The 26,884-nt window shown below is 62.9% G+C and carries 29 protein-coding genes; 20 read left to right on the top strand and 9 right to left on the bottom strand.

The window, feature by feature from the left end; genetic code table 11:
* Window positions 1-94 precede the first annotated feature (94 nt).
* Entirely contained in the window at window positions 95-301 is a 207-nt protein-coding gene (locus F2982_RS25480; RefSeq protein WP_130280599.1) for a hypothetical protein, read from the bottom strand.
* Window positions 302-464: 163 nt separating this feature from the next.
* Here F2982_RS25480 and F2982_RS32115 point away from each other — a divergent pair, with 163 nt between their 5' ends.
* The 8 genes from F2982_RS32115 (at window position 465) to F2982_RS25520 (ending at window position 8,067) form a co-directional block, all read left to right on the top strand.
* A complete protein-coding gene (locus F2982_RS32115; RefSeq protein WP_281438217.1) occupies window positions 465-2,012 on the top strand; it encodes an EAL domain-containing protein in 1,548 nt (515 codons plus the stop codon).
* A gap of 147 nt (window positions 2,013-2,159) precedes the next feature.
* A complete protein-coding gene (locus F2982_RS25490) occupies window positions 2,160-3,461 on the top strand; it encodes a hemolysin family protein (protein ID WP_130280601.1) in 1,302 nt (433 codons plus the stop codon).
* A 107-nt stretch (window positions 3,462-3,568) separates the two neighbouring features.
* Window positions 3,569-4,213, top strand: coding sequence for a lysophospholipid acyltransferase family protein (locus tag F2982_RS25495; RefSeq protein ID WP_199625902.1), 645 nt, complete (start codon window positions 3,569-3,571; stop codon window positions 4,211-4,213).
* A complete protein-coding gene (locus F2982_RS25500) occupies window positions 4,210-5,160 on the top strand; it encodes a phosphatidate cytidylyltransferase (protein WP_112714871.1) in 951 nt (316 codons plus the stop codon). The genes F2982_RS25495 and F2982_RS25500 overlap by 4 nt, the downstream gene beginning before the upstream one ends.
* Complete coding sequence (locus F2982_RS25505) at window positions 5,157-5,543, top strand: hypothetical protein (protein ID WP_203430339.1); 387 nt, start codon at window positions 5,157-5,159, stop codon at window positions 5,541-5,543. Before F2982_RS25500 ends, F2982_RS25505 begins: the two co-directional genes overlap by 4 nt.
* Before the next feature lies 1 nt (window position 5,544).
* The gene (locus tag F2982_RS25510; RefSeq protein WP_203430340.1) at window positions 5,545-6,189 is read left to right on the top strand and encodes a CDP-alcohol phosphatidyltransferase family protein; all 645 of its coding nucleotides are present in this window, start codon (window positions 5,545-5,547) and stop codon (window positions 6,187-6,189) included.
* Between the two features lie 85 nt (window positions 6,190-6,274).
* Complete coding sequence (locus tag F2982_RS25515; RefSeq protein WP_203430341.1) at window positions 6,275-6,979, top strand: GntR family transcriptional regulator; 705 nt, start codon at window positions 6,275-6,277, stop codon at window positions 6,977-6,979.
* A gap of 125 nt (window positions 6,980-7,104) precedes the next feature.
* Window positions 7,105-8,067 (top strand): dihydrodipicolinate synthase family protein, encoded by a 963-nt coding sequence (locus F2982_RS25520; protein ID WP_112714891.1) that lies wholly within the window; start codon window positions 7,105-7,107, stop codon window positions 8,065-8,067.
* A 220-nt stretch (window positions 8,068-8,287) separates the two neighbouring features.
* On the opposite strand, the gene F2982_RS25525 is transcribed toward F2982_RS25520, so the two are convergent.
* Window positions 8,288-9,328 (bottom strand): Ldh family oxidoreductase, encoded by a 1,041-nt coding sequence (locus F2982_RS25525; protein ID WP_203430342.1) that lies wholly within the window; start codon window positions 9,326-9,328, stop codon window positions 8,288-8,290.
* Window positions 9,329-9,357: 29 nt separating this feature from the next.
* On the bottom strand, window positions 9,358-10,536 hold the full coding sequence (locus F2982_RS25530; protein ID WP_203430343.1) for a M20 aminoacylase family protein: 1,179 nt from the start codon (window positions 10,534-10,536) through the stop codon (window positions 9,358-9,360).
* 174 nt (window positions 10,537-10,710) lie between these two features.
* Between F2982_RS25530 and F2982_RS25535 the strand changes: the two genes are divergently transcribed.
* Complete coding sequence (locus tag F2982_RS25535; protein WP_203430344.1) at window positions 10,711-11,046, top strand: hypothetical protein; 336 nt, start codon at window positions 10,711-10,713, stop codon at window positions 11,044-11,046.
* 119 nt (window positions 11,047-11,165) lie between these two features.
* A complete protein-coding gene (locus F2982_RS25540; RefSeq protein ID WP_203430345.1) occupies window positions 11,166-12,089 on the top strand; it encodes a DMT family transporter in 924 nt (307 codons plus the stop codon).
* Between the two features lie 4 nt (window positions 12,090-12,093).
* Here F2982_RS25540 and F2982_RS25545 read toward each other — a convergent pair whose 3' ends face one another.
* Both F2982_RS25545 and F2982_RS25550 read right to left on the bottom strand, forming a co-directional pair.
* Entirely contained in the window at window positions 12,094-13,704 is a 1,611-nt protein-coding gene (locus F2982_RS25545; RefSeq protein ID WP_203430346.1) for a DHA2 family efflux MFS transporter permease subunit, read from the bottom strand.
* Between the two features lies 1 nt (window position 13,705).
* Window positions 13,706-14,869: an HlyD family secretion protein gene (locus tag F2982_RS25550; RefSeq protein ID WP_203430347.1), complete on the bottom strand. Its 1,164-nt coding sequence runs from the start codon at window positions 14,867-14,869 to the stop codon at window positions 13,706-13,708.
* A gap of 198 nt (window positions 14,870-15,067) precedes the next feature.
* Here F2982_RS25550 and F2982_RS25555 point away from each other — a divergent pair, with 198 nt between their 5' ends.
* The 3 genes from F2982_RS25555 to F2982_RS25565 are packed head-to-tail and all read left to right on the top strand — an operon-like array spanning window position 15,068 to window position 17,946.
* On the top strand, window positions 15,068-16,078 hold the full coding sequence (locus F2982_RS25555) for a Gfo/Idh/MocA family oxidoreductase (protein WP_203430348.1): 1,011 nt from the start codon (window positions 15,068-15,070) through the stop codon (window positions 16,076-16,078).
* A gap of 10 nt (window positions 16,079-16,088) precedes the next feature.
* The gene (locus tag F2982_RS25560; RefSeq protein ID WP_203430349.1) at window positions 16,089-17,186 is read left to right on the top strand and encodes a Gfo/Idh/MocA family oxidoreductase; all 1,098 of its coding nucleotides are present in this window, start codon (window positions 16,089-16,091) and stop codon (window positions 17,184-17,186) included.
* A 58-nt stretch (window positions 17,187-17,244) separates the two neighbouring features.
* Window positions 17,245-17,946, top strand: coding sequence for an FCD domain-containing protein (locus F2982_RS25565; protein WP_281438218.1), 702 nt, complete (start codon window positions 17,245-17,247; stop codon window positions 17,944-17,946).
* Window positions 17,947-18,093: 147 nt separating this feature from the next.
* Here F2982_RS25565 and F2982_RS25570 read toward each other — a convergent pair whose 3' ends face one another.
* Both F2982_RS25570 and F2982_RS25575 read right to left on the bottom strand, forming a co-directional pair.
* Window positions 18,094-19,119, bottom strand: coding sequence for a cell wall hydrolase (locus F2982_RS25570; protein WP_246777594.1), 1,026 nt, complete (start codon window positions 19,117-19,119; stop codon window positions 18,094-18,096).
* Window positions 19,120-19,247: 128 nt separating this feature from the next.
* The gene (locus tag F2982_RS25575; protein ID WP_203430350.1) at window positions 19,248-20,216 is read right to left on the bottom strand and encodes a LysR substrate-binding domain-containing protein; all 969 of its coding nucleotides are present in this window, start codon (window positions 20,214-20,216) and stop codon (window positions 19,248-19,250) included.
* Window positions 20,217-20,329: 113 nt separating this feature from the next.
* Here F2982_RS25575 and F2982_RS25580 point away from each other — a divergent pair, with 113 nt between their 5' ends.
* Window positions 20,330-21,733 (top strand): MFS transporter, encoded by a 1,404-nt coding sequence (locus tag F2982_RS25580; protein ID WP_203430351.1) that lies wholly within the window; start codon window positions 20,330-20,332, stop codon window positions 21,731-21,733.
* 31 nt (window positions 21,734-21,764) lie between these two features.
* Here F2982_RS25580 and F2982_RS25585 read toward each other — a convergent pair whose 3' ends face one another.
* Window positions 21,765-22,232 carry a MarR family transcriptional regulator gene (locus F2982_RS25585; RefSeq protein ID WP_203430352.1) on the bottom strand — a complete coding sequence of 156 codons (468 nt, stop codon included), beginning with the start codon at window positions 22,230-22,232 and terminating at the stop codon, window positions 21,765-21,767.
* A 124-nt stretch (window positions 22,233-22,356) separates the two neighbouring features.
* Here F2982_RS25585 and F2982_RS25590 point away from each other — a divergent pair, with 124 nt between their 5' ends.
* The 3 genes from F2982_RS25590 to F2982_RS25600 all read left to right on the top strand — a co-directional run bounded on the left by F2982_RS25590 (window position 22,357) and on the right by F2982_RS25600 (window position 24,139).
* On the top strand, window positions 22,357-22,779 hold the full coding sequence (locus F2982_RS25590; RefSeq protein WP_130280639.1) for an organic hydroperoxide resistance protein: 423 nt from the start codon (window positions 22,357-22,359) through the stop codon (window positions 22,777-22,779).
* Between the two features lie 264 nt (window positions 22,780-23,043).
* Window positions 23,044-23,427, top strand: coding sequence for an MbcA/ParS/Xre antitoxin family protein (locus F2982_RS25595; protein ID WP_203430353.1), 384 nt, complete (start codon window positions 23,044-23,046; stop codon window positions 23,425-23,427).
* Complete coding sequence (locus F2982_RS25600; protein WP_203430354.1) at window positions 23,387-24,139, top strand: RES family NAD+ phosphorylase; 753 nt, start codon at window positions 23,387-23,389, stop codon at window positions 24,137-24,139. Before F2982_RS25595 ends, F2982_RS25600 begins: the two co-directional genes overlap by 41 nt.
* Here F2982_RS25600 and F2982_RS25605 read toward each other — a convergent pair whose 3' ends face one another.
* Entirely contained in the window at window positions 24,140-24,586 is a 447-nt protein-coding gene (locus tag F2982_RS25605) for a MarR family winged helix-turn-helix transcriptional regulator (protein WP_130280645.1), read from the bottom strand. It lies immediately after the preceding gene.
* A 92-nt stretch (window positions 24,587-24,678) separates the two neighbouring features.
* Here F2982_RS25605 and F2982_RS25610 point away from each other — a divergent pair, with 92 nt between their 5' ends.
* The 3 genes from F2982_RS25610 (at window position 24,679) to F2982_RS25620 (ending at window position 26,776) form a co-directional block, all read left to right on the top strand.
* A complete protein-coding gene (locus F2982_RS25610) occupies window positions 24,679-25,407 on the top strand; it encodes a thioredoxin family protein (RefSeq protein WP_203430355.1) in 729 nt (242 codons plus the stop codon).
* A 48-nt stretch (window positions 25,408-25,455) separates the two neighbouring features.
* Window positions 25,456-25,926 (top strand): DUF1579 domain-containing protein, encoded by a 471-nt coding sequence (locus F2982_RS25615; protein WP_130280649.1) that lies wholly within the window; start codon window positions 25,456-25,458, stop codon window positions 25,924-25,926.
* A 64-nt stretch (window positions 25,927-25,990) separates the two neighbouring features.
* Window positions 25,991-26,776, top strand: coding sequence for a VOC family protein (locus F2982_RS25620; RefSeq protein WP_130280651.1), 786 nt, complete (start codon window positions 25,991-25,993; stop codon window positions 26,774-26,776).
* The last annotated feature ends 108 nt before the right edge of the window (window positions 26,777-26,884 follow it).

Consider the following 26,884-nt stretch of genomic DNA (forward strand, 5'->3'; position numbering starts at 1 on the left):
TTCGCCTTGCCTTTCTTTGTCGCTGTCGCCGTGGTGTTCATCACCCGTCCTTTGCGTCACAAACCGGCATGTCCGGCCGAACTGAAGGCCCGTCTCAGAGCAGGACCTGTTCAAGCCGGATCGGAGGACGGCGCTTGGCGGCCATCAGCAGATCGAGTTCGATCGAGGACGGGCCGAAGCGCGAGAAGAGGTCTTCTGCCTGGTCATCTTCCAGGCCATATTTTTCCGCAAATTCGCTCAGACTGTAGGGACGGCCACGCAGGGTGCGGCCGCGGCGTTCGGTTTCACGGATCTGTGTCATGAGATAATTCTCCCCAGGCTCGTTGAGGAGAAGGAACCGGCGAGGCGGACAAAAGTTCCCTGTGGATGACGCGTCGAGTTGTGCCGGGGTGAGGCTGCACGTGCAGGAAGCGTTAACGCGCAGCCCCGATAATCGCGCAGGTTTAGGCGCTTGGAGACAAGACGTGAAGCGCAGTGATATCAGGCAGTTCTACATGCGGCATCGGGTTTCGATACACGATCTTCTCATTCTCATAGCGGCGATGCTCGTCGTCGCCTATATCGCCTTCGAGGTCGATATCTTCGTAACGGAAGGTGCGGTCAGCGCGGCCGAGGAGACGATCGAGCTCGATGAAGCGCTGATGCTGGGCGGGTTGCTCGCCGTCGGCATGCTGGTCTTTGCCGTGCGCCGCTACATCGACCAGAAGCGTGAGACGGCGCGCCGCATCGTCGCCGAGCGCAAGGCACGCGAACTGGCCTTTCAGGATCCGTTGACGGGTCTCGCCAACCGGCGCCAGTTCGACGACGCGCTGCGCGTCGCGGCTTCCTCGCCGCCGGCGGCCGGCCAGCATCACGGCATTTTCCTGCTCGATCTCAATGGTTTCAAGAAGATCAATGACAGCTACGGCCACGGCGCCGGTGACGAGGTGCTGCTGATCGTCGCCCAGCGCCTTCTTTCCGCAGTGCGGCCCGGCGATCTCGTTGCCCGTCTCGGCGGCGATGAATTCGTCATTCTGGCGCCGCATCTCTTGGGCGCCGAAGCCGCGACGACGCTCGCGATGCGCATCGTCCAGGCCTTTGCCGATCCGATCGCCACCGGCATGATCATCCACCAGATCGGCACCGGAATCGGCATCTCGCTCTATCCGCGGGATGGCGAACAGCCGAGCGAACTGGTGCGAAAGGCGGATGTCGCGCTCTACCGCGCCAAGGGCGAGCAGCGCTCGGCGATCCGCTTCTTCGAAGAGGAAATGGATCTGCTCCTGAAGGAGCGGGGCCGCATGGAAGTTGCCATGCGCAAGGCGATGGCGGACGGCGCCATCGAACCGCGCTTCCGGCCCTCCTTCGATCTCAACACCGGGGAAGTGACCGCTTTCGAGGCCGTGCCCTATTGGGAAATGGACGAAACGGAAGTGCCTGTCGAGCGCTTCCTGGCAATCGCCGAAGAGACCGGCATGATCCATGCGCTGTTCGAAAGCGTGCTGAAACGCGCCTGCGCCGGAGCGCGCAACTGGCCGCCCGAAACCAGGCTGTCGATCGATATCTTCCCCGGTCAGCTGCGGGATGCCAATCTCGGCCAGACCATCCTGTCGATCCTGAAGACCTGCAATTTCGATCCGCACCGGCTGGAAGTGGAAATCGCCGAGGCAACGCTGGTGCGAGATTTCGAGACCGCCAAGCAGGCGCTGGCGCCACTGCGCGAAACCGGCGTGACGATGACGCTCGACCATTTCGGCACCGGCTATTCCAATCTCTACCACATCCAGGAATTCAAGCTCGACAAGGTGAAGATCGACCGTCGCTTCACGGAAAATCTGAACGACGACCGCTCGGCGCGGATGATGCGGGCGCTTGCCGGTCTCGGCCATGGATTGGGGCTGACGGTGACCGCCGATGGCATCGAGGGCGATGCCTCGCCGCTCATCTCCTCGGGCATCGAACATGGCCAGGCGGTGACCGCCATGGTGACCGTCGACGAGGCGGCGATGCTCTTCCGCAAGGCCAGCGTGTAGCGTTCGGAGGCGTCCCGGTACACGCCTTCCTCCCGGAAATGTCAGAAGAGAACTGAAAAATATCCGCAATTCCGCGGATCGTTTGCTTTCATTGTCAGCGCTTTGCCCTTATCTTGGGGCCATCCTTGTCGATGTTATAGGCTTCTTTTGTTAGTCGAAATCATTATCGTGGTATTGCTCACCGTTCTGAACGGTGTGCTCGCCATGTCCGAACTTGCTGTCGTTTCTTCCCGTCCCGCCCGTCTTAAAGTTCTCGCCGATCACGGAAGCCGGGGCGCCACTCAAGCCATCAGACTTGCTGAAAATCCCGGACGCTTTCTGTCCACCGTGCAGATCGGCATCACGCTGGTCGGCGTTCTCTCGGGTGCCTTTTCGGGCGCCACCCTCGGCGGCCGCCTGACACAGTGGCTCTCCGAGCAGGGCGTGGGCCCCGCACTCTCCGATGCGCTCGGCGTCGGTACCGTCGTCGTCGCCATCACCTATCTGTCGCTGATCGTCGGCGAACTGGTGCCAAAGCAGATCGCGCTGCGGGAGCCGGAAGCGGTTGCCGCCAAGGTGGCGCCGGCCATGGTCGTGCTGTCGAAATTCGCGCTGCCGCTCGTCTGGCTACTCGATGCATCGGGCAAGCTGGTGCTGAGGCTGCTTGGCCAGTCCGGCAAGGTCAGCGATGGCGTGACCGACGAAGAGATCAAGACCGTTCTTGCCGAGGCGCAGAGCGCGGGCGTTATCGAGAGCGAAGAATCGGCAATGATTTCAGGCGTCATGCGCCTAGCTGACCGCACGGCGCGCGCCCTGATGACGCCGCGCCGCGATGTCGAGGTCGTCGATATCGACGACACTCCGGAAGAAATCCGTAAGCAGCTGCAAGAGACGCGCCGTTCGCGCGTTCCGGTGCGCCGCGGCAGTTCCGACGAAGTCTTCGGCGTGCTCTTCGTCAAGGATTACTATGACGCGATGAACAGCAACGGCCATGCGGATATCCAGGCGCTGGCCCACGAAGTCCCCGTTATCTCGGACCTGTCGACCGCCACCCACGCGATCCAGGCGATCCGCAAGTCGCCGGTGCATATGGTGCTCGTCTATGACGAATACGGCCATTTCGAAGGCATCATTTCGTCCGGCGACATCATGGAAGCGATCATGGGCGCGTTGCTCGAAGGTCCGTCCGAAGAGCAGGCGATCGTTCGCCGCACCGATGGTTCCTACCTCGTTTCCGGCTGGACGCCGATCGACGAATTCGCCGAATTCATGAGCTTCAAGCTCGATGATGACATCGAGTTCCAGACGGTGGCGGGCCTGATCCTCGAGGAACTGAAGCACCTGCCGGAACTCGGCGAGAGCTTCGTCAAGAACGGCTGGCGCTTCGAGGTCATCGATCTCGATGGCCGCCGCGTCGACAAGATTCTCGTCTCGGCAGAGGCCGAGGAAAGCGAAGCGCGGTCGGCCTGACACCGGCCGCCTGTGGAAATCTTACCCGGCTCACCGCGCTGCTTCACGTCCGCCTAAAACGCGGCTAGGTTTCTGCAACCCTGAATGCAGGAACCTCGATGCAAGACTTGCGACGTTTCTTAGCCAAGCCTGCAGCGGTGGCGATCGTGCTCTTTGCGCGCGCCATCACAGCGGTGCGTGCCATCTGGTCGGCGGAGGGGCTGCCGCCCCGCCGCTGCGTCTATTTTGCCAATCATTCCAGCCATGGCGATTTCATCCTCGTCTGGGCGGTGCTGCCGCCCCGGATGCGGCGGCGCGCCCGGCCGGTCGCCGGCGCCGAATACTGGCTGAAGTCATCGCTCAGCACCTTCATTGGCCGCGATGTCTTCAACTCGGTGTTGATCCAGCGTGACAGGGAGCACCGGACCGAGGACCCGATCGAGCAGATGGCGGCGGCGATCGACAGCGGTTCGTCGCTGATCGTCTTCCCCGAAGGCACGAGAAACCAGACCGAGGAGCCGCTCCTGCCCTTCAAGAGCGGCATTTTCCATCTCGCCGAGGCACGGCCGGAACTCGATTTCGTGCCCGTCTGGATCAACAATCTCAACCGCGTCATGCCGAAGGGAGAGATCGTACCGATCCCGCTGATCTGTACCGTCACCTTCGGCAGTCCGATGCGGCTTGAGGCGGGCGAGGCCAAGGAGGCATTTATCGAACGGACGCGCGGGGCATTGCTGGCGCTGTCTCCCAAGCATGCAGGGGCTGCGGAATGAACGAGGCGCAATCCGATCTCATCACCCTGGTTCTCGGCATCTTTGGCATCCTGATCGTCGCTTCGGCCGTCGGCTATGTGCTGCAGAAGAAATTCTCGCCCGACGGCGCAAACAGCGCCATCGAAAACCTGAACGCCCGCATCAAGGCCTGGTGGATCATGGTGATCTTCATCGGCATCGCCTTCCTGGCGGGCCGGGCGGGCGTCATCATCCTCTTCGCCTTCTGCTCCTTCGCCGCGCTGCGCGAATTCATCACGCTGACCAATACCAAGCGGGCCGATCACTGGGCGCTGGCCTCGGCCTTCTTCGTCGTCCTGCCGATCCAGTATTATCTGCTCTGGGCGGAGGAATACGGCATCTATTCCATCTTCGTGCCCGTCTATGCCTTCCTGCTGATGCCGATCGTCTCGGTGCTGCGCGGCGATACCGAGCGCTTCCTGATCCGCATCGCCGAAGTGCAATGGGCGCTGATGATCTGCGTCTTCTGCGCCTCGCACGTGCCGGCACTGCTGACCTTGACCATTCCCGGCTACGAGGGCCGCAACGTCCTCCTCATCGCCTTCCTGGTCATCGTCGTGCAGCTTTCCGACGTGCTGCAATATGTCTGGGGCAAGCTCTTCGGGCGCACCAAGATCGCCCCGAAACTCTCGCCGTCGAAGACGGTCGAAGGCTTCGTCGGCGGCGTGGCGAGCGCCACGCTGATCGGTGCGGCGCTCTGGTGGATAACGCCGTTCACGCCGTTCCAGGCCGGCCTTCTGGCACTGATCATCACGCTGATGGGCTTCTTCGGCGGCCTCGTCATGTCGGCGATCAAGCGTGACCGCGGCGTCAAGGACTGGGGCCATATCATCGAGGGCCATGGCGGGCTGATCGACCGGCTGGATTCGGTGGTCTTCTCGGCACCGATCTTCTTCCACCTCGTCCGCTACTGGTGGTCGCTGACATGAGCGGCCTCGTCGCGCGGCTTGGCCGAAGCAGCGCCGTCCATGTTGCCTTTGCTTTCGTGGCAATGGGGAGCTGGGCGCTGTTTGCCAACCGCGCCTATCCGCTGCCTCGCATGCTCTTGGCAGGCCTGGTGCAGGGCGCCCTGTCGGGCTGCCTGACGCTGTTTCTGAAGCGGGTGGTTGAGAAGCTGTCGGCTATTTTCGCGGGTTCACTCCGCCTCGTCGCGCCGCCGGTGATCGCCTTGTTGGGTTCGGCGACGCTGCTCGTCACCTTCCACATGCTGAGCGGCACGCCTGAAATCCTGAAAACCATTGCCGTTCCGCTTCTCGTTTCGACGAGCTATGCGGCGCTCTATAATTATTCGATATCGAAAGGGAGGAGCTGACGTGACCGAGACCGGAGACCGCCGTCCGCTGACGAGCCGCAACAGCTGGTGGGCGCAGTCGATCGCGCGCTGGCTCGCCGGAAAATCGGTCACGCCGAACCAGATCTCGCAGGCGAGCATCTTTGCTGCGGCGCTCGCCGGTCTGTTCTTCTATTTCGCGGGACAGGAGACGGGCTCCGCCCGCATCGTCTTCCTGCTTTTCGCAGCGCTCTCGTGCCAGCTCCGCCTGCTCTGCAACCTGTTCGACGGCATGGTCGCCGTCGAGGGCGGCAAGGCGGCGGCCGACGGGCCATTCTGGAACGAGTTTCCGGATCGCGCCGCCGATATCCTGATCTTTGCCGGCATCGGTCTCGGCATCGGCTATCCCGGCCTCGGCTGGGCTGCGGCCGCCTTCGCGGTGTTGACCGCCTATGTCCGCGAACTCGGTCGCGCTTCGGGGCAGGGCGCCGATTTCTCCGGCCCGATGGCCAAGCAGCATCGCATGGCAACGGTCACCGCCGCCGCCGTGCTATCGATTGTCGAACCGCTCGCCGGGCTTCACAACGACATCTTGTGGGCAGCGCTCTGGATCGTCTCCATCGGCGCCGCATTCACGGCGCTGAGACGCAGCCGCAATCTGATCCGCTCGATGAAGGGCCGGGTCTGAGGGCCATATCGGCAGCCTCTCCAAAAAAGATTGATCCCGTCGACGCCCGCCCTTACTCGATAGGTCAGAGACAAGGATTCTGCCGATGACCGAAACCGACCCGGCCTCCGTACCCGAGCGCAAACGCGGCTCAGGCGTGAAGATGGTCTATGAAGTGCTGCGCGACGAGATCCTCGATCTTGTGCTGCCGCCGGGTAGCCCGATCGACGAGGTGCAGCTTGCCGAGCGCTTCGGCATGTCGCGCACGCCGATCCGCGAGGCGCTGGTGCGGCTTTCGGGCGAGGGGCTGATCGATACGCTGCCGAACCGCTCGACGATGGTGGCGAATATCGATTTCCTCAACATGCACACTTTCTTCGATGCGCTGGTGCTGATGTACCGGGTGACGACGCGGCTTGCGGCGCAGTATCATCGCCCGGAGGATCTGAGGGCGATCCGGGCCGAGCAGGCGCGTTTCACCGCTGCCGCCGAGGCGCAGGATGCGCTGGCGATGATCGCCACCAACGCTGCGCTGCACGCGGCGATCGCCGAGGCCGGACGCAATCCCTATTACATCAGCCTGTTCAACCGGCTGCTCGACGAGGGGCGCCGCATCCTCAGGCTTTACTATCAGTCTTATGGCGACCGGCTGCCGCAGCAATTCGTCGACGAGCACGAGGACATGATCGCCGCCATCGAGGCCCGGGACATCGATACCGCCGACCGGCTGGCCAAGGCGCATGCCGAGCAGATCGTCGCCCAGATACAGACACTATTCTCGCGAAATCAGCGGCACGATATCGATTTGTGAGACGCCGCCGATTTCTTGTCGACAAATAAAATACAAAGTGCTAGATGATATATCAGAGCTTGAAGCGCAGGTGATTTTGCGCCTTTGTAGCCACGATCATTCGCTATCCGCTGAAGGAGTTTGACATGAAGGCCAAGATCTTTTCCGGCGTCATCCCGGCGCTCATGACCCCCTGCAAGAAGGACCGCACGCCTGATTTCGATCAGCTGGTGCGCAAGGGCAAGCAGCTGATCGCCGACGGTATGTCGGCCGTCGTCTATTGCGGCTCCATGGGCGACTGGCCGCTTCTCAGCGACGAGCAGCGCATGGAAGGCGTCGAGCGCCTGGTCAAGGCCGGCGTCCCGGTCATCGTCGGCACCGGTGCGGTCAACACGGCATCCGCCGTCGCCCATGCCGCGCATGCCCAGAAAGTCGGCGCCCAGGGCCTGATGGTCATCCCGCGTGTCCTGTCCCGCGGCTCGGTCATCGCAGCCCAGAAGGCGCACTTCAAGGCGATCCTCTCGGCAGCTCCGGATCTGCCGGCTGTCATCTACAACAGCCCCTACTATGGCTTTGCCACCCGCGCCGACCTGTTCTTCGCCCTGCGCGCCGAGCATTCCAACCTCGTCGGCTTCAAGGAATTCGGCGGCCCGGCGGATATGCGCTATGCGGCTGAAAACATCACCAGCCGCGACGACGGTGTTTCGCTGATGATCGGCGTCGACACGGCCGTCTTCCACGGCTTCGTCAATTGCGGCGCGACAGGTGCCATCACCGGCATCGGCAACGTCCTGCCGAAGGAGGTCATCACGCTGTGCAACCTTTCCCAGGCTGCCGCCAAGGGTGACGTCGACGCCCGCCAGCGCGCCCAGGAACTGGAACAGGCACTCGCCGTTCTCTCTTCCTTCGACGAAGGCCCGGATCTCGTGCTGTTCTTCAAGCACATGATGGTGCTGAAGGGCGACGAGGAATACACGCTGCACTTCAACGAAAGCGACGTGCTCAGCGACAGCCAGCGCGGCTATGTCGAGAGCCAGTTCAAGCTGTTCAACAGTTGGTACGCTGAGTGGAGCAAGCTTCCGGGTGCGGTGGCGAAGTATAAGGCCTGAGGTTTTTGAGGTCTGAGTTTTGAGGCGGCTGGAGGCAACTCCGGCCGCTTTTGTTTTGAGGGAAACGTGTGCGCTCGTGGCCCCCTCATCCGCCCTTCGGGCACCTTCTCCCCGCTGGGGAGAAGGGACACTGTGGCGACGTCTCGCGCGAACTCCCCCTCTCCCCTCGGGGAGAGGGTAGGGTGAGGGGGCTCCGGGCGCGACGGCCGAGCCCCCCTACTTAACCGACAGAATCCAAACCAAGCGCCAGCTGACGATCAAGCTGCTCGATCTCGGCCTTGGTCAGCACAATCCCCTCGGCAAGCGACTTCACGCGTGCCGTATAGCGCCGCTGTGACGGCAGGCGGGCGCCCTGGCCGGCGATGGCTTCGAAGAGCAGTTCGGCGCGAGCGAAGGGATCGCCCGTGCGGCCGGCGGCGAAGGCCTTCGGTGAGAAGGCGAGGACGAGTTCGCCGTGGCGCGGGGCCAGCGTCGTCGTGCCGAGATAGTCGAGCACTTCGGGGCTGGTCAGATCGCCGATCATGATGCCGGCGAGCAGTTCGACCATGGTGCTGATCGCCGAACCCTTGTGGCCGCCGAAGGGCAGCATGGCCCCGGCAAGGGCGGCTTCCGGCTCGATCGTCGGCTCGCCATTTGCATCGATCGCCCAACCCTCCGGCAGTTTCTTGCCGGCGCGCCGATGAAGCTCGATCTCGCCGCGGGCGGCGACCGAGGTGGCGAAGTCGTAGACGTAAGGCGTCTTGTCCGGACGCGGCCAGCCGAAGGCGAGCGGGTTGGTGCCGAGCAGCGGCTTGTTGCCGCCGGCCGGTGCCACCGTCGCATAGCTCGGGCACATGACGATCGCCGCCAGGCCCTCGGCGGCGACAGCCTCGACCTCAGGCCAGAGTGCGGAGAAATGGGTGCAGTCGTTGATGACGAGGGCTGCGAGGCCGGAGGTCCGGGCGCGTTCGGCAAGCAGCGGCAGGCCGAGTTCGAAAGCCGGATTGGCAAAGCCGCCCCTGGCATTGACCTTGACGATCGCCGACTGCTCCGGCTGCGGCTGGACTTCGGGCACTGCGTCCGGCGTCACTTTGCCCGCCTTGATGGTGCGCAGCACGCCTTCGATACGGTAGATGCCGTGCGATTTGCAGGCATCGCGCTCGCCCGCGGTGATCACCCGGGTGACGGCCGCTGCCTGGATGGCATTCATCCCGGCCTTGCGGAAAATCGCCACGACGCGGGCTTCGAGCTCGGCGAGGGTCAATGTGGAAGTGTCGGTCATCTCTGTGTCCTGTCTCTCGGCCGGCCGGATTATTTCGCTGCGGGCGCCAGCTGCTGCGCGACCAGCGCCAGCCAGTAATTGACGCCGTGAATGATGGCGCCATCGTTGAAATCATAGGCCGGGTTGTGCAGGTCGGCGCTGTCGCCGTTGCCGAGCCAGATGAAGGCGCCCGGACGCTTCTCCAGCATGTACGAGAAGTCTTCCGAACCCATGGTCGGTGGATAGTTGTCGTCGACGCGGCCGTCGCCGGCAACGCGGCGGGCGGCCGATACGGCGACCTTGGTCTTCTCGGCATCGTTGACGGTCACAGGATAGCCCGGGCGCCAATCGATCTCGGCCTCGGCGGCAAAGGCCTTGGCGGTCATGGTGACCACGTCGCGGAAGCGGGCCTCGACGGCCTTGCGGGTCTTCGGCTGCATGGTGCGGATCGTGCCGCCGATCTTGACAGCGGGCGGGATGACGTTCAGCGCCCGGTCGCTGCCGCCGTTGACATAGGTGATCGACACGACAACCGGATCGAAGGGATCGGTGAAGCGCGAGGCGATCGACTGCAGCGCGGAAATCATATGCGCCATGACGACGACGGGGTCGTGGCTGAGATGCGGAGAGGCGGCATGGCCACCCTTGCCGTTGATGGTGATGACGAAGCGGTCGCCGCCGGCCATCAGCGGGCCGCTGCGGATCGCAAAGGAACCGACCGCGAGACCCGGCTCATTATGCATGCCATAGACTTCCTCGATGCCGAAGCGCTCGAGCACGCCTTCCTCGATCATCACCCGGCCGCCGCCGCCACCTTCTTCAGCCGGCTGGAAGATCAGGACGGCCTTGCCGGCGAAGTCGCGATTGGCGGCGAGATGCTTGGCGGTCGCAAGCAGCATGGCCGTGTGCCCGTCATGGCCGCAGGCATGCATCATGTTCTCGACCTTGGAGGCATAGGGAAGGTTCGTCTGCTCCGACATCGGCAGGGCGTCCATATCGCAGCGGAGCGCAATCGTCTTTCCCGCGCCGCGCGAACCGTTGATGACGGCCACGACGCCGGATGTGGCAAGACCGGTGACCACTTCATCGCAGCCGAATTCCCTCAGCTTCTCGGTCACCAGCGCCGATGTCTTCGGCAGATCGAAAAGCAGCTCCGGGTGCTGGTGGATGGTGCGGCGCCATCCCTTGGCTTCTTCAGCAAGGGCGGCGAGGGTGGAATCGGGCGTCATGGGAGCCTCCGGAAACGCATTGGCCTTCAACTGGGTAACGGCATAGCCCGCCGCCCGGCCGTTTTCCACAGTGCAGTCGTTCCAGCCCGGACTTTTTCACCGTTTCACCCAATTGGGGGCGGTAGAATCGCGACGAATATCCGATTATACTGCAATCAGTAGACGGGGAATTTTATGTATCGCGAAGAAACAATTCCTGCACTTGTCATAAAGCTTGTGTCGGTTGCCAATAAAGTCACTGATCTTTCCGATGTCGGGAAGCGAGACCTGGTGCAGGATACGGTCCTCAAGGTCGAGAACATCTGTGAATTGCTTGGCGGCGGCCATGACAATCTCCGCGTGATCGCGGATGAGTTGTGGGATGCCGTCTTCGAACTTGGTGCCGGAAAAAGCACCGATGCACAGCTGAGAGCCGCGCTTCTGGGGCTCGCCGCCGCCGCTGCCGATCTCCACAGCCGCGCCAAACCCGTTCCCGCGACGTCCCTCACTCCGCAGCGAACCATCCACTGATCCATCCCCAAACTCTCTCCGCGCGAATTAGCATCATCGAACGCTTGACATCGCTGCGGTTAAGGACGAAGCCGCATTCGGCGCCGATTGCGCCGGCATAGCGGGGCAATGCAGGAAGAATGAAACCGAGTTCAGCGACGGCGGCAGCCGGAAACGTCATCATGACAGGCATCGTCTTCATGCTGGTCGGCGATATGCTTTTCGCGCTGAACGACGCGATGGGCAAATGGCTGGTGGCGAGCTTCGCGGTCGGTCAGGTGCTTGTCATTCGCTCCGTCGGCGCCTTCATCGTGCTCGGGCCGATGATTGCCCGCCAGGGGCCGGGCGCGCTGTTCCGGGTCGAGCGGAAACCGCTCCATCTGATGCGGGTGCTGATGACCACCTGCGATGTCGGCCTCTTCTATGCGGCGGTCGCCTATCTGCCGCTTGCCGATGTCATGACCTTCTATATGGCCGGGCCGATCTACGTCGCGGCGCTGTCGCATTTCTTCCTGGGTGAAAAGATCGGCTGGCGGCGCTGGCTCGCGGTCTTCGTCGGCTTTGTCGGCGTCATCATTGCGCTGCGTCCCTCCTCGGCGATGCTGTCGCTGCCGTCGCTCTTCGGCCTGGCCGGCAGTCTCTCCTTCGCGCTGACGCTCGTCATGAACCGCTATCTGCGCTCCACCAGCGACACGACGCTGGTGACCTGGCAGACACTTGCGGCGCTGGCGACCGGTATCGCCGTGGTGCTCCTGACCGGCGACTGGCGGCAGGCGAGCATGATCGACTGGGGCGGCATGCTGCTTCTCGGCGTCGTTGCCACCTGCGCGCATCTGCTGATTACCCGGGCGCTGAAACTCGCGCCCGCTTCGCTTCTCGCACCGCTGCAATATACGCTGCTGCTCTGGGCGATCGTGCTTGGCTATGTCTTCTTCAGCGACGTGCCGGATGCGCAGATCATCGTCGGCGCTGTCATCATCGTGTTTGCGGGCCTCTTCATCTTCCACCGCAAGAACCTGAAAGAGACGGTCCCCGAGGAAGCGGTGCCGGTCGACGGCCACTGAGCTTTTAGTGGCCGCCGGGCGCAGCACCATGCTTCAGGTCGATGCGCCGCAGGATGAGCGCCAGCGGCACCATCAGCGCCGAGATCACCATCAGCACATGGAAGACGTCGATATAGGCGAGATAGCTCGCCTGCGTCTGCACCTGCGTGCCGATCCAGCCTGTCGCCTGCGCCTGCGCGTCGAGCAGGCTTGAGCCGCGGTCGGTAAAAAACTGGGTCGCCTGGTTGAAGGCATTGGTATAGCCGGGATCCGACGGGATTACGTGCTCCACGAGCCGGTTCTGATGCCATTGTTCGCGATGCGCCAGCACGTTCGAGGCGATCGACACGCCGATCGAGCCGCCGGTATTGCGGGCCGCATTGATCAGCGCCGAGGCCTGGTCGGTCTGGTCGGGGCGCAGGCCATCATAGGAGGCCGCGGTTATCGGGATGAAGATCAGCGGCAGGCCGAGGCCGAGATAGAGGCGCGACCAGACGAAGAAGCCGAAGTTCAGGTCGGCGTTCAGCCGCGTCATGTCCCACATTGCAAGCGCGATGATGCCCATGCCGATGGCGATCAGATATTTCGGCTGGAACATGCCGGTCAGGCGGCCGGCCGCAAACATCATCGCCATCGTTACCAGCCCGCCGGGCGACAGCGCCAGACCGGCCCAGGTCGCGGTGTAGCCGTAGTTGGTCTGCAGCACCTGCGGCACGAACTGCGTGGTGGCTATCAGGATCGCGCCCGTCGCCAGCATGACGATGACGCAGGCGCCGAACTGGCGGCTTGCCAGCAGACGGACGTCGATCACCGGGTTCGATTTCGTCATCAGCCAGGGAATGGCGAGCAGAAGCGCGAGTGCCGAAATCGCCGATGTGACGATGATGAAATTGGAGCCGAACCAGTCCTCCGTCTGGCCACGGTCGAGAACCAACTCCAGAGCGCCGAGGAAGGTGGCGACGAGCAGGAAGCCGGTGATGTCGAAACGCGTCCCCTTCCTGCGCATCTCGGCGCGTTCCTTCCTCAGCGTCTCAGGCTCCTTCACCAGCATGTAGACGAGGATGAAGGCGAAGACGCCAACCGGCCCGTTGATCAGGAAACACCAGTGCCAGGAGAAATTGTCGGAGAGATAGCCGCCAAGCGTCGGGCCGATGACCGGCGCGACGACGACGGCGACACCGAACATCGCGAAGGCCTGGCCGCGTTTGGCGGGCGGGAAGGAGTCGGCAAGGATCGATTGCGAGATCGGCACCATGCCGCCGCCGGCAAAGCCCTGGATCATCCGGAAGACCAGAAGGGATTGGAGGTTCCAGGCAAGGCCGCAGCAGATCGAGGCGACCGTGAATGTCGCGAGGCAAAGCAGATAGAAGCGCCGCCGGCCGTAGCGCTTGGCGATGAAACTCGAGGCGACCAGAATGATCGCGTTCGAGACGAGATAGGTGGTGACGACCCAGGAGGCCTCGTCGGCGCTGACCGCCAGCCCGCCGGAGATGTAGCGCAGCGCCACATTGGCGATCGTCGTGTCGAGCACTTCCATGAAGGTCGCGAGCGACACGACCATGGCGATCAGCCATGGGTTCGAGGTGCCGGACGCAGCTTTTGGTGCGCCTCCGGCCGTTGTTGCTGCGCCGCTCATCTCAGTTCCTCGGCCGCACCGTCACCGTGGGGATCACCGACATGCCGGGGCCGATGGCGATATCCTTCGGCCAGTTGTCGACCACGATCTTGACCGGCACGCGCTGGGTGACCTTCACATAATTGCCCGTCGCGTTCTCGGCCGGAAGCAGCGAGAAGGCGGTGCCGGAGCCGGGCTGCACGGAATCGATCTTTCCCTTCAGCACGTGATCCGGATAGGCATCGATCGTCAGATCGACCGGCTGTCCCGGACGCATGTCGGTCAGCTGGGTTTCCTTGAAATTGGCGGTCACCCAGATTTCGTCCGGCACGAACATCGATATCGCCTGACCGGCCTGAACATATTGACCGTTGGATCCGCTGAGCTTGACGACGCGGCCCGGCTGGGCGGCGGTGATCGTCGTATAGTCGAGGTTTTGCTGGGCGGCTTCGGCCTGTGCCTCAGCCTGATGCAGGCTGGCGATGGCGCTTGCCTTCTGCGCCTCGGCCGCCGCCTGGTTCTTCACGGCCGAGGTCACGCTTGCCTGCGACTGGGCATAGCTCGCCTGGCCCTGGCGGAGCGTCGATGCGGCCTGCTGTGCCGCCTGTTCGGAGCCCGCGCCGCTCTTCACCAGCTGCTGCTGGCGGTCGTTCTCGTCCTTGGCATATTGGAGGGCGGCGGCCGCCGATGTCTGCTGCGCCTTCGCCTCGTCGATCGCCGCACCCGCAGCCGCAATCTGCGCATCGGCACTCGCGACCGCCGCCTTGGCAACGCCGATCTGACCGTTCGCCTGATCCAGCGCGATCTGATAGTCGCGCGGATCGATCTTGGCGATCACCGCACCAGCATCGACATGCTGGTTATCGGAAACCGGAACATCCGCCACATAGCCGGAAATTTTGGCCGCAACCGAGAAACTGCGCGCGTCGATAAAGGCGTCGTCGGTGCTTTCATAGGGATGGAAATAGATGAGCCAGACGAAATAACCGATCACGGCAACGGCAATGATCGCGACGACGATCAGCAGCGTTGCCAGTGGATGGCGGCGGATGATCGACGGCTTCTTCTCCTCCGTCTCGTCCGGCTGTTCTGCTTCGGGACTTGCCGTCTGCGGGCTCGCGCCCTTCCCCGTCTCCACGCGTTCGTCTTCATCCAGTTGCGGTGTCTTGCGCTTGGTCTGGGTCACGGCGGCTCTCGTTCATGAGGGAGGAACAGCCGGGAAAACGCAAAGAGCGTGGATTCAGTTCCTGCCGGGAAGGAGTGGGAATTTGTCGCATTCGTCCGGCAAACATTGCTTGACACAGAATCGACGCAAGTATCTGAATGGTTACTAGAGGAGATGGATGGTGCTGAGGTGCCGTCCGAGCAGGAGGAAGATACCAAAATGTTGAGATTTGCCGTCGTCGGGATCGACCATGGGCATACGTTCGATCACGTGAAGGGATTGCTTGCGGCGGGTGGGGAGTTTGTCGGCTATTGCCCGAAAACTTCGGTCCCGGCGCTGCTCGATAATTTCAAGAAAACCTATCCGGATACGCCGCAGATCGATCGCGAGGCGCTGTTTGCCGATCCGTCCATCAATGTCATCTGCATCGCCGCGATCCCGCGCGATCGCGCCGGTCTGGCGATCCGCGCCATGAAGGCCGGCAAGGATGTAATGACCGACAAGCCTGGCGTCAGCACTTTCGCGCAGCTGGAAGAGGTGAAGAAGACCGTTGCCGAGACCGGCCGCATCTTCTCGATCTGCTTCTCGGAGCGCCATTGCGTGCGCTCCGCCGTCAAGGCGGGGAAGCTCGTCAAGGAAGGCGCGATCGGAAAGGTCATTCAGACGATCGGGATGGGGCCGCATAAGCTGCAGCTGCCGACCCGGCCGGACTGGTTCTTCGATCCGGAGGCATTCGGTGGCATCATCGTCGATATCGCATCGCATCAGGTCGACCAGTTCCTGTTCTATACCGGCTCGACCACGGGCGAAGTCGTCGCCAGCTCGATCGGCAATTTCGGCATGCCGGAAAAGCCGAAATTCGAGGATTTCGGCGAGGTGTTGCTGCGCTCCGATCGCGGCTCCGGCTATGTCCGCGTTGACTGGTTCACCCCCGAAGGTCTCGGCACTTGGGGTGACGGGCGCCTGACCATTCTCGGCACCGAAGGCTATATCGAGCTGCGCAAGTACATCGATATTTCCGGCCGCCCCGGCAAGGACCACCTGTTCCTGGTCAACGGCACGGAAAACAGGCACATCGATTGCAGCGACGAGAAGCTCGATTACTTCGACGCCTTCACCGCCGACGTTCGCGACCGCAGCGAAACGGCGATGACCCAGGCGCATGTCTATGAGGTCTGCCGCCTTTCGCTGGAAGCGCAGACCAAGGCCGTCCGGCTCGGCGGACGCTAGGAGGAGTATCATGACCAAGAAATTGCGCGTTGGCGTCATCGGCGCCGGTATCGCCGCCCGCCACATGATCGGCTACGACTGGAACAAGGATCTCTTCGAGGCTCCCGTTCTTTGCTCTCTCGATGAAGATCGCGGCCGCGAACTGTGCGCCAAGCACGGCATCCCCGAATATACGCAGAATGCCGACGAGCTCTTCGCCCGCGACGATCTCGACATCATCGACGTCTCGACCCCGCCGGATTCGCATTTCGAGCTCTGCAAGAAGGGTATCGAGTCAGGCAAGCATGTCATCTGCGAGAAGCCGCTTTTCGGCTCGATCGCCGATGTCGACGAGATGAGCCGCATCGTCGCCCGCTCCAATGGCAGGAAGCTGATGCCGATCTTCCAGTATCGTTATGGTTCCGGCCTGCAGAAGCTGAAGCGGCTGATCGAACTTGGCCTGACTGGCCGGCCGTTCATGACGACGATCGAGACCCATTGGTGGCGCGGTCCTGCCTATTATGAGGTTCCGTGGCGTGGCAAGTGGAAGAGCGAACTCGGCGGCGGCCTTCTCGGCCATGCGATCCATGCTCACGACATGCTGAACTACGTGCACGGCGCCTGCGCCGAGGTCTTCGCCTATGGCGCAACGCTGGTGAACAAGATCGAGGTCGAGGACACGATGGCGCTTGCCGTCAAGATGCAGAACGGCTCGCTGGCAACGCTGTCGATGACGCTCGGCTCCCGCAAGGAGATCTCGCGCCTGCGTTTCTGCTTCCACGATCTCGTTGCCGAAAGCATCCTCGAACCCTACACGATGGGTCGCGATCCCTGGACCTTCATCGCCGGGACCGAAGAGCACCAGAAGCGGGTCGATGACGCGCTTGCCGGCTACCAGCCGACGGAAGACGGCTATACCCGCCAGTTCGAGCTGTTCCATCAGGCGATCATGGACGGGAAGGAGCCGCCGGTGACGCTGCAGGATGCGCGCAATTCGCTGGAACTCGTCACCGCTGCCTATTATTCGCAGCGCACCGGCAAGCCGACGCCGATGCCGATCACGGCGGAGCACCCGCTCTACCGCTCGTGGCTGCCGGAAGAAGAGCGCCGCATGGCCGCCAGCGCCTGAGGCTGGCTATCGAAACGGCGCCACCCGGCTTTAGAGGGTGGCGCGCAAGGAGAAGAAAATGGAAGCAGCCGCACAACCGCTGAGGGTCCAGGGGGAACAGCGGCTCTACCAGATCGTCGCGCGGCGGATCGCCCGGATGATCGAGGCGAATGTCAAGAATCCCGACTGGCGCCTGCCTTCCGAGCGCGAGCTTGCGGAAGAGCTCGAGGTCAGCCGCCCCGTCGTGCGCGAGGCGGTGATCGCGCTCGAAATGCGCGGCCTCGTCGAAGTGAAGGGCCGGGCGGGTATCGTCGTGCTGCCGGTCCGCGGCAACCAGGTGAATTTCGACAAGATCAATGCCGATGCCGGGCCGGGACCGTTTGAGTTACTGGAAGCCCGGCTTGCGATCGAATCCAGCGCGGCGGCGATGGCCGCCGAGCGGGCGACGAATTACGATATCGCGGTGCTCGAAGAATGCGTTGCGCAGATGGAACACGAGACCGATGTCACCCTGCTCAACGAAAAGGGCGACCGCGATTTCCACATGACCATCGCCCGGATGACCGGCAACGCGATCATCGTCTCGATCGTCGAGGCGCTCTGGGTGCAGCGCGACGAGTCGCTGATGTGGAAGAAGCTGCATGAGCACATTCACGCACCCAGCGTCCGGCCGCTGTGGATCGGCGATCACCATGCGGTTCTGACGGCGCTCAAACTGCGCAATCCGACGCCGCCTACAAGGCGATGGCCCGCCATATCCGCAATGTCAGCAACGAGCTGATGGAAGCCGACGAACGCGGCCGCTTCGCGCCTGATGTGATGCAGGCCGATGAGGGCAAGACGCGGTAATCAAGCGAAGACGTAAGCCCAATAAAAAAGCTCCCGTGGCGTAAGCCAGGGAGCTTTTTTTCAATTGAGCGATCCGGCTTTAGCCGCCGGCGCGCAGCGGCCCGAGATTGAGCGATGCGCTGTTGTAGGCCGGGCGCGGCGTTGGCAGGACGACGCGGGTGGGCGGGGTCAGCACATCGGCGGCGGGCTGCAGCTGTGGTGCCTGCAGGGTCTGGGGTGCCGGCTGCGCCTGGAATTGCATCTGCATCTGTGAGGCCTGCGGCAGCGAGCCTGTGGAGGCGGGTTGGAGGGCCAGAGCGGGTGCGGCTTCGCCGGGCATCGCAGCCGGGACCGGGCCGGTCTCCGGCAGCAGGATTTCGAACGGCGCCGGGCCATCCGGATCAGCGGCGGCGACCTGCGTATAGGCGACCTGTGTCGAAGGCGGCGGCGGAGCGCCGACGGCAGGCGTTGCCGGGGCCGGCTGCGGGGCGGCGCTATACTGCTCGACGCCTGCGAACTGCACGGCGCCCGACCGCTGGTCGTTGGACACGTAGTTCATCGCCACTTCATAGGAAGGCATCGGCGCCGGCGTCTGCAATTCGCCGTCCTTGCCGCGCTTCTCGTAAAAGACATTGCCGCCGGCGGCGGTGACGTAATGCATGTTGCCATAGGGGAATCTCAGCCCCTCGGTATGGAAGAACATCGCTTCCTTGACGCCTGGATGGCGGGCGCCGCGCAGAATGTCGTCGGCGGCAGCATCGAGCTGCGGCTCGGCGACCGGCTCGACGGTGCGGGTCAGAACGCCAGGCGCAAACTGCTTCTTCTGGCCGACAACGCCGCAGATGGAATCGGAATAGGCCTGCGAGGTCAGGCGGTTCATCACCACGGTACCCACGGCCATATAGCCATCACGATCCGAATGCTCGGATTCGAAATACATCGCGCGCTTCAGGCACTCGCGGTCCTTTGCGGTGTAATTATAGGTGACTTTGCCCGGAGCGGCGGCGACGGTCTTCTTCGCTGCGGGCGTTGCTTTGGCATCGAGTGCGTCTGGCTCGTTGGCCGTGCTGCAACCCGTGACGGCCAGTCCTGCGAACAAAATCGCGGAGATGGTTTTGCCCCTCAACGGCAGTGCCTCCCAAGTTTTATCGGTCCAGCCCCAAATCACTCGGCGAGACGTTGTACCTCACGTTCCCGATTATGCCAAACACATTTCGTGATCGGCTTTTTTAAGGCAGCTTGGCAAACAAGTCGTTAAGCAGCGGCTTTTTTCGCAATCGTGGTCGTGCACCCCGAGGCTTCGAGGGCTGCCGATGCCACCTCGATGAACAGTCTGCGGAACCAGACGGCCCGGCCATCGGCCTGGTCGACGCGGCGATACAGCATGCTTACGGGATCGGCCGGGATGTCGAATGGCAGCCTGGCGATCGCCAATCCGTGCAGCTGTGCCATGCAGCGGGCGATTGCTTCAGGCACCGTCGCGATCGCCGGCATTGCCTTCAGCGCCGTCGGCAGCGCCGAGAAGCGGGGGACGCTGGCGGCAACCGTCCGCTTCAGGCCGATGCGGGCAAGCGCAATGTCGAGCGTCGTCGCCGCCGCATCGCTGTCATAGGCGATGGTGATATGCGGGTTGGCGACGAAGTCTGCGAGCCCGAGCGGTGCCTTGAGACGCAACTGGGTTGGGTCGTAGATCGACATCGAGCACTGCTCGAACAGCGGCTCCCGTACGTGCCATGAGGCCGGTTCGTCATGCACGGCGACACTGAAGTCATAGGCGCCGTCATCGAGAAGCTTTGCCGCCTCTCGCTTTTCCGAGGCGACGCCGATCAGCTTCGCACCGGGCGCCAGCTGCCGCAGGCGCGCCGCCAGCGGGCCGAAGAAGGCAGTCTCGAGATTGTCGCACATGCTGATGCGGAATTCGCCTTCATAGCTCGCGGGATCGAAGGCGGCGGGCGGACGGATGGCTTTCTCGATGCAGGTGAGCGCCTCTTCGATGACCGGGGCGATCGACAGCGCCCGCGGCGTCGGCTGCAGGCCGCGCCCGACGCGCACGAAAAGTTCGTCGTTCAACGCCTCTCGCAATCGCTTCAACGCGGCTGAAAGCCCGGGCTGCCCGAGCAGCAGCCGTTCGGCGGCGCGGCTGACATTGCGCTCCTGCATCAGCACCGAGAAGGCGAGAAGCAGGTTCAGGTCGATCTTTCGGAGGGTCGCATCGTTTATCATTATCAGTAATACCTGCCATGGGTACTATCAATTTGCAATAGGATTAGGAGATGGTCATTTTCTCGTTCCCTGCCGCTTCCTCCCAACCGCGGCAGCCGAAAGGAACGATTTCGATGACACTCTCCCAATCGCCAAGGGGCGCGGGGCTGGCACTGCTGCTGCTCTGCGCCGCCAATTTCCTTGATGCCATGGACGTCTCCACCATCGGCGTGGCGTTGCCCGCCATCCAGGCTGAACTTGGGATGCCCGCTACCTCACTGCAATGGGCCGTCAGTGCCTATGTGCTGGGGTATGGCGGCTTCCTGCTGCTCGGCGGCCGCGTCGCCGATGTCTTCGGCCATCGCCGCGTCTTCCTCTGGTCGCTCGCTGTCTTCGCCGCCGCCAGCATCGCCGGCGGCTTCGTGGACAGCGGTCCGACGCTGATCGCCGCCCGCCTGATCAAGGGCATCGCCGCCGCCTTTACCGCGCCTGCCGCACTCGCCCTGCTTCTCTCCGTCTTTGGCGAAGGCAATGCCCGCGCCAAGGCGCTCGGCGTCTTCGCCTCGACGGGTGCCACCGGCTTCGTGCTCGGCATGGTTCTCGGCGGTGCCGCCACCATCATCAGCTGGCGGGCGACGCTCGTCATGGGCGCCCCGGTGGCGATCCTTGCGCTGTTCGCCGCTCCCTATGTGCTGCCGCGTGACGTTGCGCTCGGCGGCAAGCGCCCGTCCTTCGACTGGGCTGGCGCGCTGACCATCACCCCCGGCCTGCTGCTCTTCGTCTTCGGCATCACCAATGCCGCCGCCGAGGGCTGGAATGCGGTCCCGACCTGGGGCTCGCTCCTCGCCGCCGTGGTGCTGATCGGCCTCTTCCTGGTCGTCGAATCCAAACACAAGGATCCGATGGTGCCGCTCGGCATCTTCCGCAAGGCGAAGCTCAGCCATGCCAACCTGCTGGCAGCGCTGTTCCAGGGCGTCTATGTCGGCTTCCAGTTCATCGCCACGCTCTATTATCAGGATGAACTCGGCTGGTCGGCCTTCGTGACGGGCTTCTGCTTCGCCTTCGGCGGCGTTTGCGTGATGTTCCTCGCACCGCGCTTTGCGACAGTCGCCCAGAACCGCGGCACCACGGGCCTGATGACACTTGGCGTCGCCCTGCAGGCCTCGAGCTATATCTTCTGGGTGCTGGCCGCCGGCCACGTCAATCCGGTGCTGCTCGTCGCGCTGTCGCAGATCCCACTCGGCGTCGGCTATGCGATGACCTATCCGTCGGTGCAGGTTGCGGCACTCTCTGATGTCGAGGAAGACAAGTCGGGCCTCGCCTCCGGTCTGCTCTTCGCCGCCTTCCAGATCGGCGGCGGCATCGTGCTCGCAGCAGCCTCCGCCGTCTTCAGCGCCGCCCCGTCGATGGGCTACGACGCCTATACCGCGGGCGTCAGCTTCGTCGCCATCCTCTCGGTGCTGGTGGTGCTCTTCGCCGCCCTCGGTCCGCGCGGCTCCCGTGCGGCAGTCCCGGCCGCCTATCAGGCCGCCGAATAACAAAACCGGCCCGCGCCATCGGCGCGGGTCTTTACTCCGCGCCGTTCAAATTTGACCGCAGGCCTTCCAGCAGCTTGCGGATCTCCGTCATCTCGTCGAGCGTGCAGCCGATCGCGTCGCCGATCGAGCCCATGATCGTATCGACCTCGCCGCGCATCGCATCGCCCTTCGGCGTCAGCGAGACCAGTACCTGGCGCTCGTCACGGGAATCGCGGGTGCGCTTGATCAGGCCGTTCTGTTCCAGCCGCTTCAGCAGTGGCGAAAGCGTGCCGGAATCGAGGTCGAGCTTTTCGCCGATCGTCTTCACGGGCAATTCCGATTTTTCCCAGAGCACCAGCATGGCCAGATATTGCGGGTAGGTGAGGCCGACCTTGTCGAGGATCGGCTTGTAGGCGCGGGTGAAGGCATGCGCCGTCGAATAGACCGCGAAACAGAGCTGGCGCTCCAGCTTCTTTTCCTCTGCCGGTATTTCCATCGTCCTTGCCGTCTGCGCTTTCATATCCGTGTGTCCTGTCTCTGCAATTGTCGTCTTTTCAGATTCCGAATGCAATTTGCAAAATTCACTTGCGTACAATTTAATTGCGCATTATATAAATCGCAACCCCAACGCAAAGGAGACTGACATGCCTATCCTCTACACCACCCAAGCATCCGCCACCGGTGGCCGCGCAGGCCGCGCCGTAACCGATAACGGCGTTCTCGACGTCACGCTGACGGTTCCGAAGGAACTCGGCGGCGACGGTGCCACCGGCACCAATCCCGAGCAGCTCTTTGCCGCCGGCTACTCCGCATGCTTCCTGGGCGCTCTGAAATTTGTCGCTGGCCAGCAGAAGGTCAAGATTCCGGAAGACGCGACGGTCTCCGCCAAGGTCGGCATCGGCCCGCGCGAAGATGGCGGTGGCTTCGGCATCGAAGTGGCGCTGACGGTCCACATCCCGGGCCTCGATCGCGAAACGGCTGAAAAGCTTGCCGCTGCCGCCCACATCGTCTGCCCGTACAGCCACGCGATGCGCACCTCGACCGAAGTTCCGGTCACCGTTGCCTGATTGAGTTTTCCTTCTACCTGAGGGGAGAAGAGAAGCCTGAGGAACGCCTCCGCGTGTTCCCTCATTCCTGTGCTTGTCACAGGAATCCAGCCGGCCCAAGTCCTTGGGCCGGAAAGACTCTTCCGCACCGCCGACGCGGCGCTGCTGGATCCCTGTGAAAGCACAGGGATGAGGGCGGAGAGTTGTTTTGCCTGCCTGTGCGCAAACCACATCTTTTCTTCTGAAATAAAATCGCTATATTCTTTCCAAGGAAAGGATAGACGCATGCCCGCACCAAGCCCCGAACAAACCCGCGCGATCGCCGAAGCCGCCGTCATCACCAAGGCCGCCGTCAACGCTGCCGATCGGCTTGGCATCAGCGCGCGCACATTGTCAGCCGTGCTCGGCGTTTCCGAAGCTACCGTTTCGCGCATGAAGCGGCAGGATCATCTGCTGGAGCGCAACAGCAAGCCGTTCGAGCTCGCCATCCTGCTGGTGCGGCTGTTCCGCTCGCTGGATGCCATCGTCGGCGGCGACGAGGCGGTGGCGCGGCAGTGGCTGCGCAATGCCAATATGGCGCTCGGCGCCACGCCCCTCGACAAGATCGTCAGCATATCAGGCCTCACCGATGTCCTTGCCTATCTGGACGCCCGCCGCGCTGTCGTCTGAGCTGCGTGCCATCTCCGGCCGCTTCTGGCGGCTGGTGGAGGCGCAGCATCAGATCTCGACGCTGAAGCTCGTCGATACGCTGGAGGAGCAGTCGCTGCTCGAAAACCTGCTGGAAGAGAGCAAGCCGGCATTGCCGCCTGAATGTCAGGGGCTGGATTATCTGCTGGCGACGCCTTTCCGCTACGGCGCCGTCTATCCGCACGGCTCGCGCTTCCGCCGGGCAGGGCGCACGCTCGGGGTCTTCTACGCGTCGGAAAAGGTCGAGACGGCGCTGTCGGAAATGGCCTTCTACCGCCTGCTGTTCTTCGCGGATTCGCCTGATACACCGCTGCCCGCCAATGCCGCCGAATATACCGCCTTTTCGGCACCGGTTTCGACCAGGGCAGCGCTCGATTTGACGGCCCCGCCGCTCGACCGCGACCGCGCCGCATGGACGGACCTGCAGAATTACGAGCCATGCCAGGCGCTGGCCGAAGCCGCCCGCGCTGCTGGTGGCGAAGCGATCCTCTATGAATCCGTGCGCGATCCCCGTCATGGCCGCAATATTGCGCTGCTGACCGCCAGCGTCTTCAGCGCCCGCGAACCCGCCGAGCGGCAGACCTGGCGCATCCGGCTGTCGGCCACGGGCGTTCAGGCGATCTGCGAATTTCCGAAGGTCAGGATCGGTTTCTCGCGCGCCGATTTCGGCGCCGATCCGCGCATCGCGCCCTGATCAGCAGAGCGACAGCAGCATCGCGCGCAACCCGTCGCCATTGGCGCCCGGCAGCTTGTCCTCCAGCATCGCATGCGTGCTCTGCCAGATCGGCACGGCAGCGGCGAGCACCGATTTGCCCTCGGCCGTCAGGCTCAGGAGCCGCGAGCGCTTGTCTTTCGGGCTCGGCGTTACATTTACCCATCCACGGCGCTGCAGCGGCTTCAGGGCGGCGGTCAACGTGGTCTGGTCCATGGCCAGCAGATTGGCGACCGGCCCCATCGGCGGCGGCTCCGGCCGGTTGAGCGACATCATCAGCGAGAATTGCCCGTTGGTGAGGCCGACAGGACGCAGTGCATCGTCGAACAGCCGGGCGAGCGCCCGCGCGGCCCGCTGAACATGCAGGCAGAGGCAGGTGTCGCGCACCAGAAGCGTTGTGGAATAGGGAATCTCGGCCGAATTTGACATGATCTATTTCTATTGATATCAATCTATTTAGTCAAGCGAAGCAGAACGAAATGCCGGTCCTTGCCGGCCACGCCGGAGGAGGGCGTGCGATCATGCAGAATGCTGTCGTTTCCCGCGAAGAATGGCTCGAAGCCCGCCGCGCGCTGTTGCTCAAGGAAAAGGAAGAGACCCGCCAGCGCGACAAGCTGCGCGCCGAGCGTATGGCGCTGCCCTGGGTCAAGGTCGACAAGGACTATCGCTTCGATACGCCGTCGGGCGAGAAGTCGCTCTCCGATCTCTTCGATGGCCGCAGCCAGCTGATGGTCTATCATTTCATGATGGGGCCGGAATGGAAGGAAGGCTGCACCGGCTGCTCGTTCCTGTCCGATCATGTCGACGGCATGCTGCCGCATCTCAACAATCACGATGTCACCTGGGTTGCCGTCGCCCGCGCCCCGGTCGAGCGGATCGAAGCCTACAAGAAGCGCATGGGCTGGAAATTCCCCTGGGTCTCGTCGCTGAACAGCGATTTCAACTTCGACTACCACGTCTCCTTCACGCCCGAGGACCTGGCCAAGGGCAAGGTTTTCTACAATTTCACCGAGATCAAGTCCGAGGATGCGCATGACGAGCTTCCCGGCATGAGCGTCTTCTACAAGAACGACAAGGGCGAGATCTTCCACACCTATTCCAATTATGCGCGCGGCGGCGAGGAAGCGCTCGGCACGCTGATGGTGCTCGACTGCGCGCCGAAGGGACGCAACGAGACCTCGACCATGGATTTCGTCAAGCGCCATGACGAATACGAGAGCGCCAGGAACGGTCCATCCTGCTGCCACTGACAGCTGCCAGCATCGTTCAAGCCAACATCATTCAAGGGAGGATGAAGGATGATGGAACCAGCAAAGGTGCGCGAGGAGCACCGCTTTCTCGAAAAGCTTGTCGGCACCTGGAGCGTTACGTCCAAGGACATGAGCCCAAACGAGCAATGGACGGAAGTCGTCCGCTCGCTTCACGGCATCTGGTTCGTCGCCGAAGGAAACGGCGACGTGCCGGGTTGCGGCGCCGGAACCACGGTGCTGACCCTCGGCTACTCCGCCTCCAGGGGCAAATATATCGGCACCTGGATCGGCTCGATGATGGATCATATGTGGATCTATGAAGGGGAGATGTCGCCCGATGGCAAGGTTCTTACCCTCTATACCCGCGGTCCTGATTTCGAGTTTTCCGGCGCCGAGCAGGATTACCGCGAACAGATCGCCTTCATAGACGACGACAACCGCACCTTCACCTCATCAGCCAAGCAGGCCGACGGCAGCTGGAAGCAATTCATGCAAGCGCGCTACGCACGCAAGCCGTAATCCCCCGGCGCCCCATCAGGGCGCCCGATGGAAATGACATCCGATAGTCTGAAAGGGAAAGATCATGGCATCCGATACGCATGGCAAGTTCATCTGGTGCGAGCTGATGACGCCCGATCCGGCGGCAGCTGCAAAATTCTACGGTTCGGTCGTCGGCTGGGCGACCAAGGAAATGCCGATGGGCGAGATGGGCGTCTATACCATCTTCGAGGCCAATGGCCGCGGCGTCGCCGGCATGATGCAGTTTCCGGCCGAGCTCGAAGGGCAGGGCATCCCGCCCAACTGGACGGGCTATGTCGCGGTCGACGATGTCGATCAGTCGGCCCGGGATTTCGCCGCCAATGGCGGCAGCGTCCGCCGCCCACCCGAGGATATCCCGACCATCGGCCGTTTCGCCGTGGTCGCTGACCCGAGCGATGCCGTTCTCTGCATCATGACGCCGTTCCCGATGGAGAATGACGACGGCTGGCGGCCGGACATGGCGACACCCGGCCATGTCGGCTGGCACGAACTGATGTCCGGCGACTGGCAGCAGGCCTTCGATTTCTATGGGAAGATCTTCGGCTGGACCAAGGATCACGACTTCGACATGGGCGAAATGGGCACTTATCGCATCTTCGCCGAACACGGAAAGCAGACCGGCGGCATGATGACCAAGCCGGCCGACATGCCGGTGACTTACTGGGCCTATTACTTCAACGTGCCCGAAATCGACAGTGCGATCGAGCGCGTTACATCGGGAGGCGGCAAGATCGTCTTTGGTCCGATGGAGGTTCCGGGTGGCAGCTGGGTGATCAACGGCATCGATCCGCAGGGGGCCTATTTCTGCCTCGTGGCACCCAGGCGCTGACCTCGTAACAAGGGGTGCCCGGCGACCTCCTAAAACCCCGAATCGACGCCTCTCAAGGTTAACGGCGGCTCCCGAAAACAGGGGGCGCCGTTAACCGTTTTGGGGTCC

Origin of the sequence: Rhizobium sp. BG4 (genome assembly GCF_016864575.1) — a bacterium.
In the GTDB taxonomy this organism is placed as follows: Bacteria; Pseudomonadota; Alphaproteobacteria; order Rhizobiales; family Rhizobiaceae; genus Rhizobium.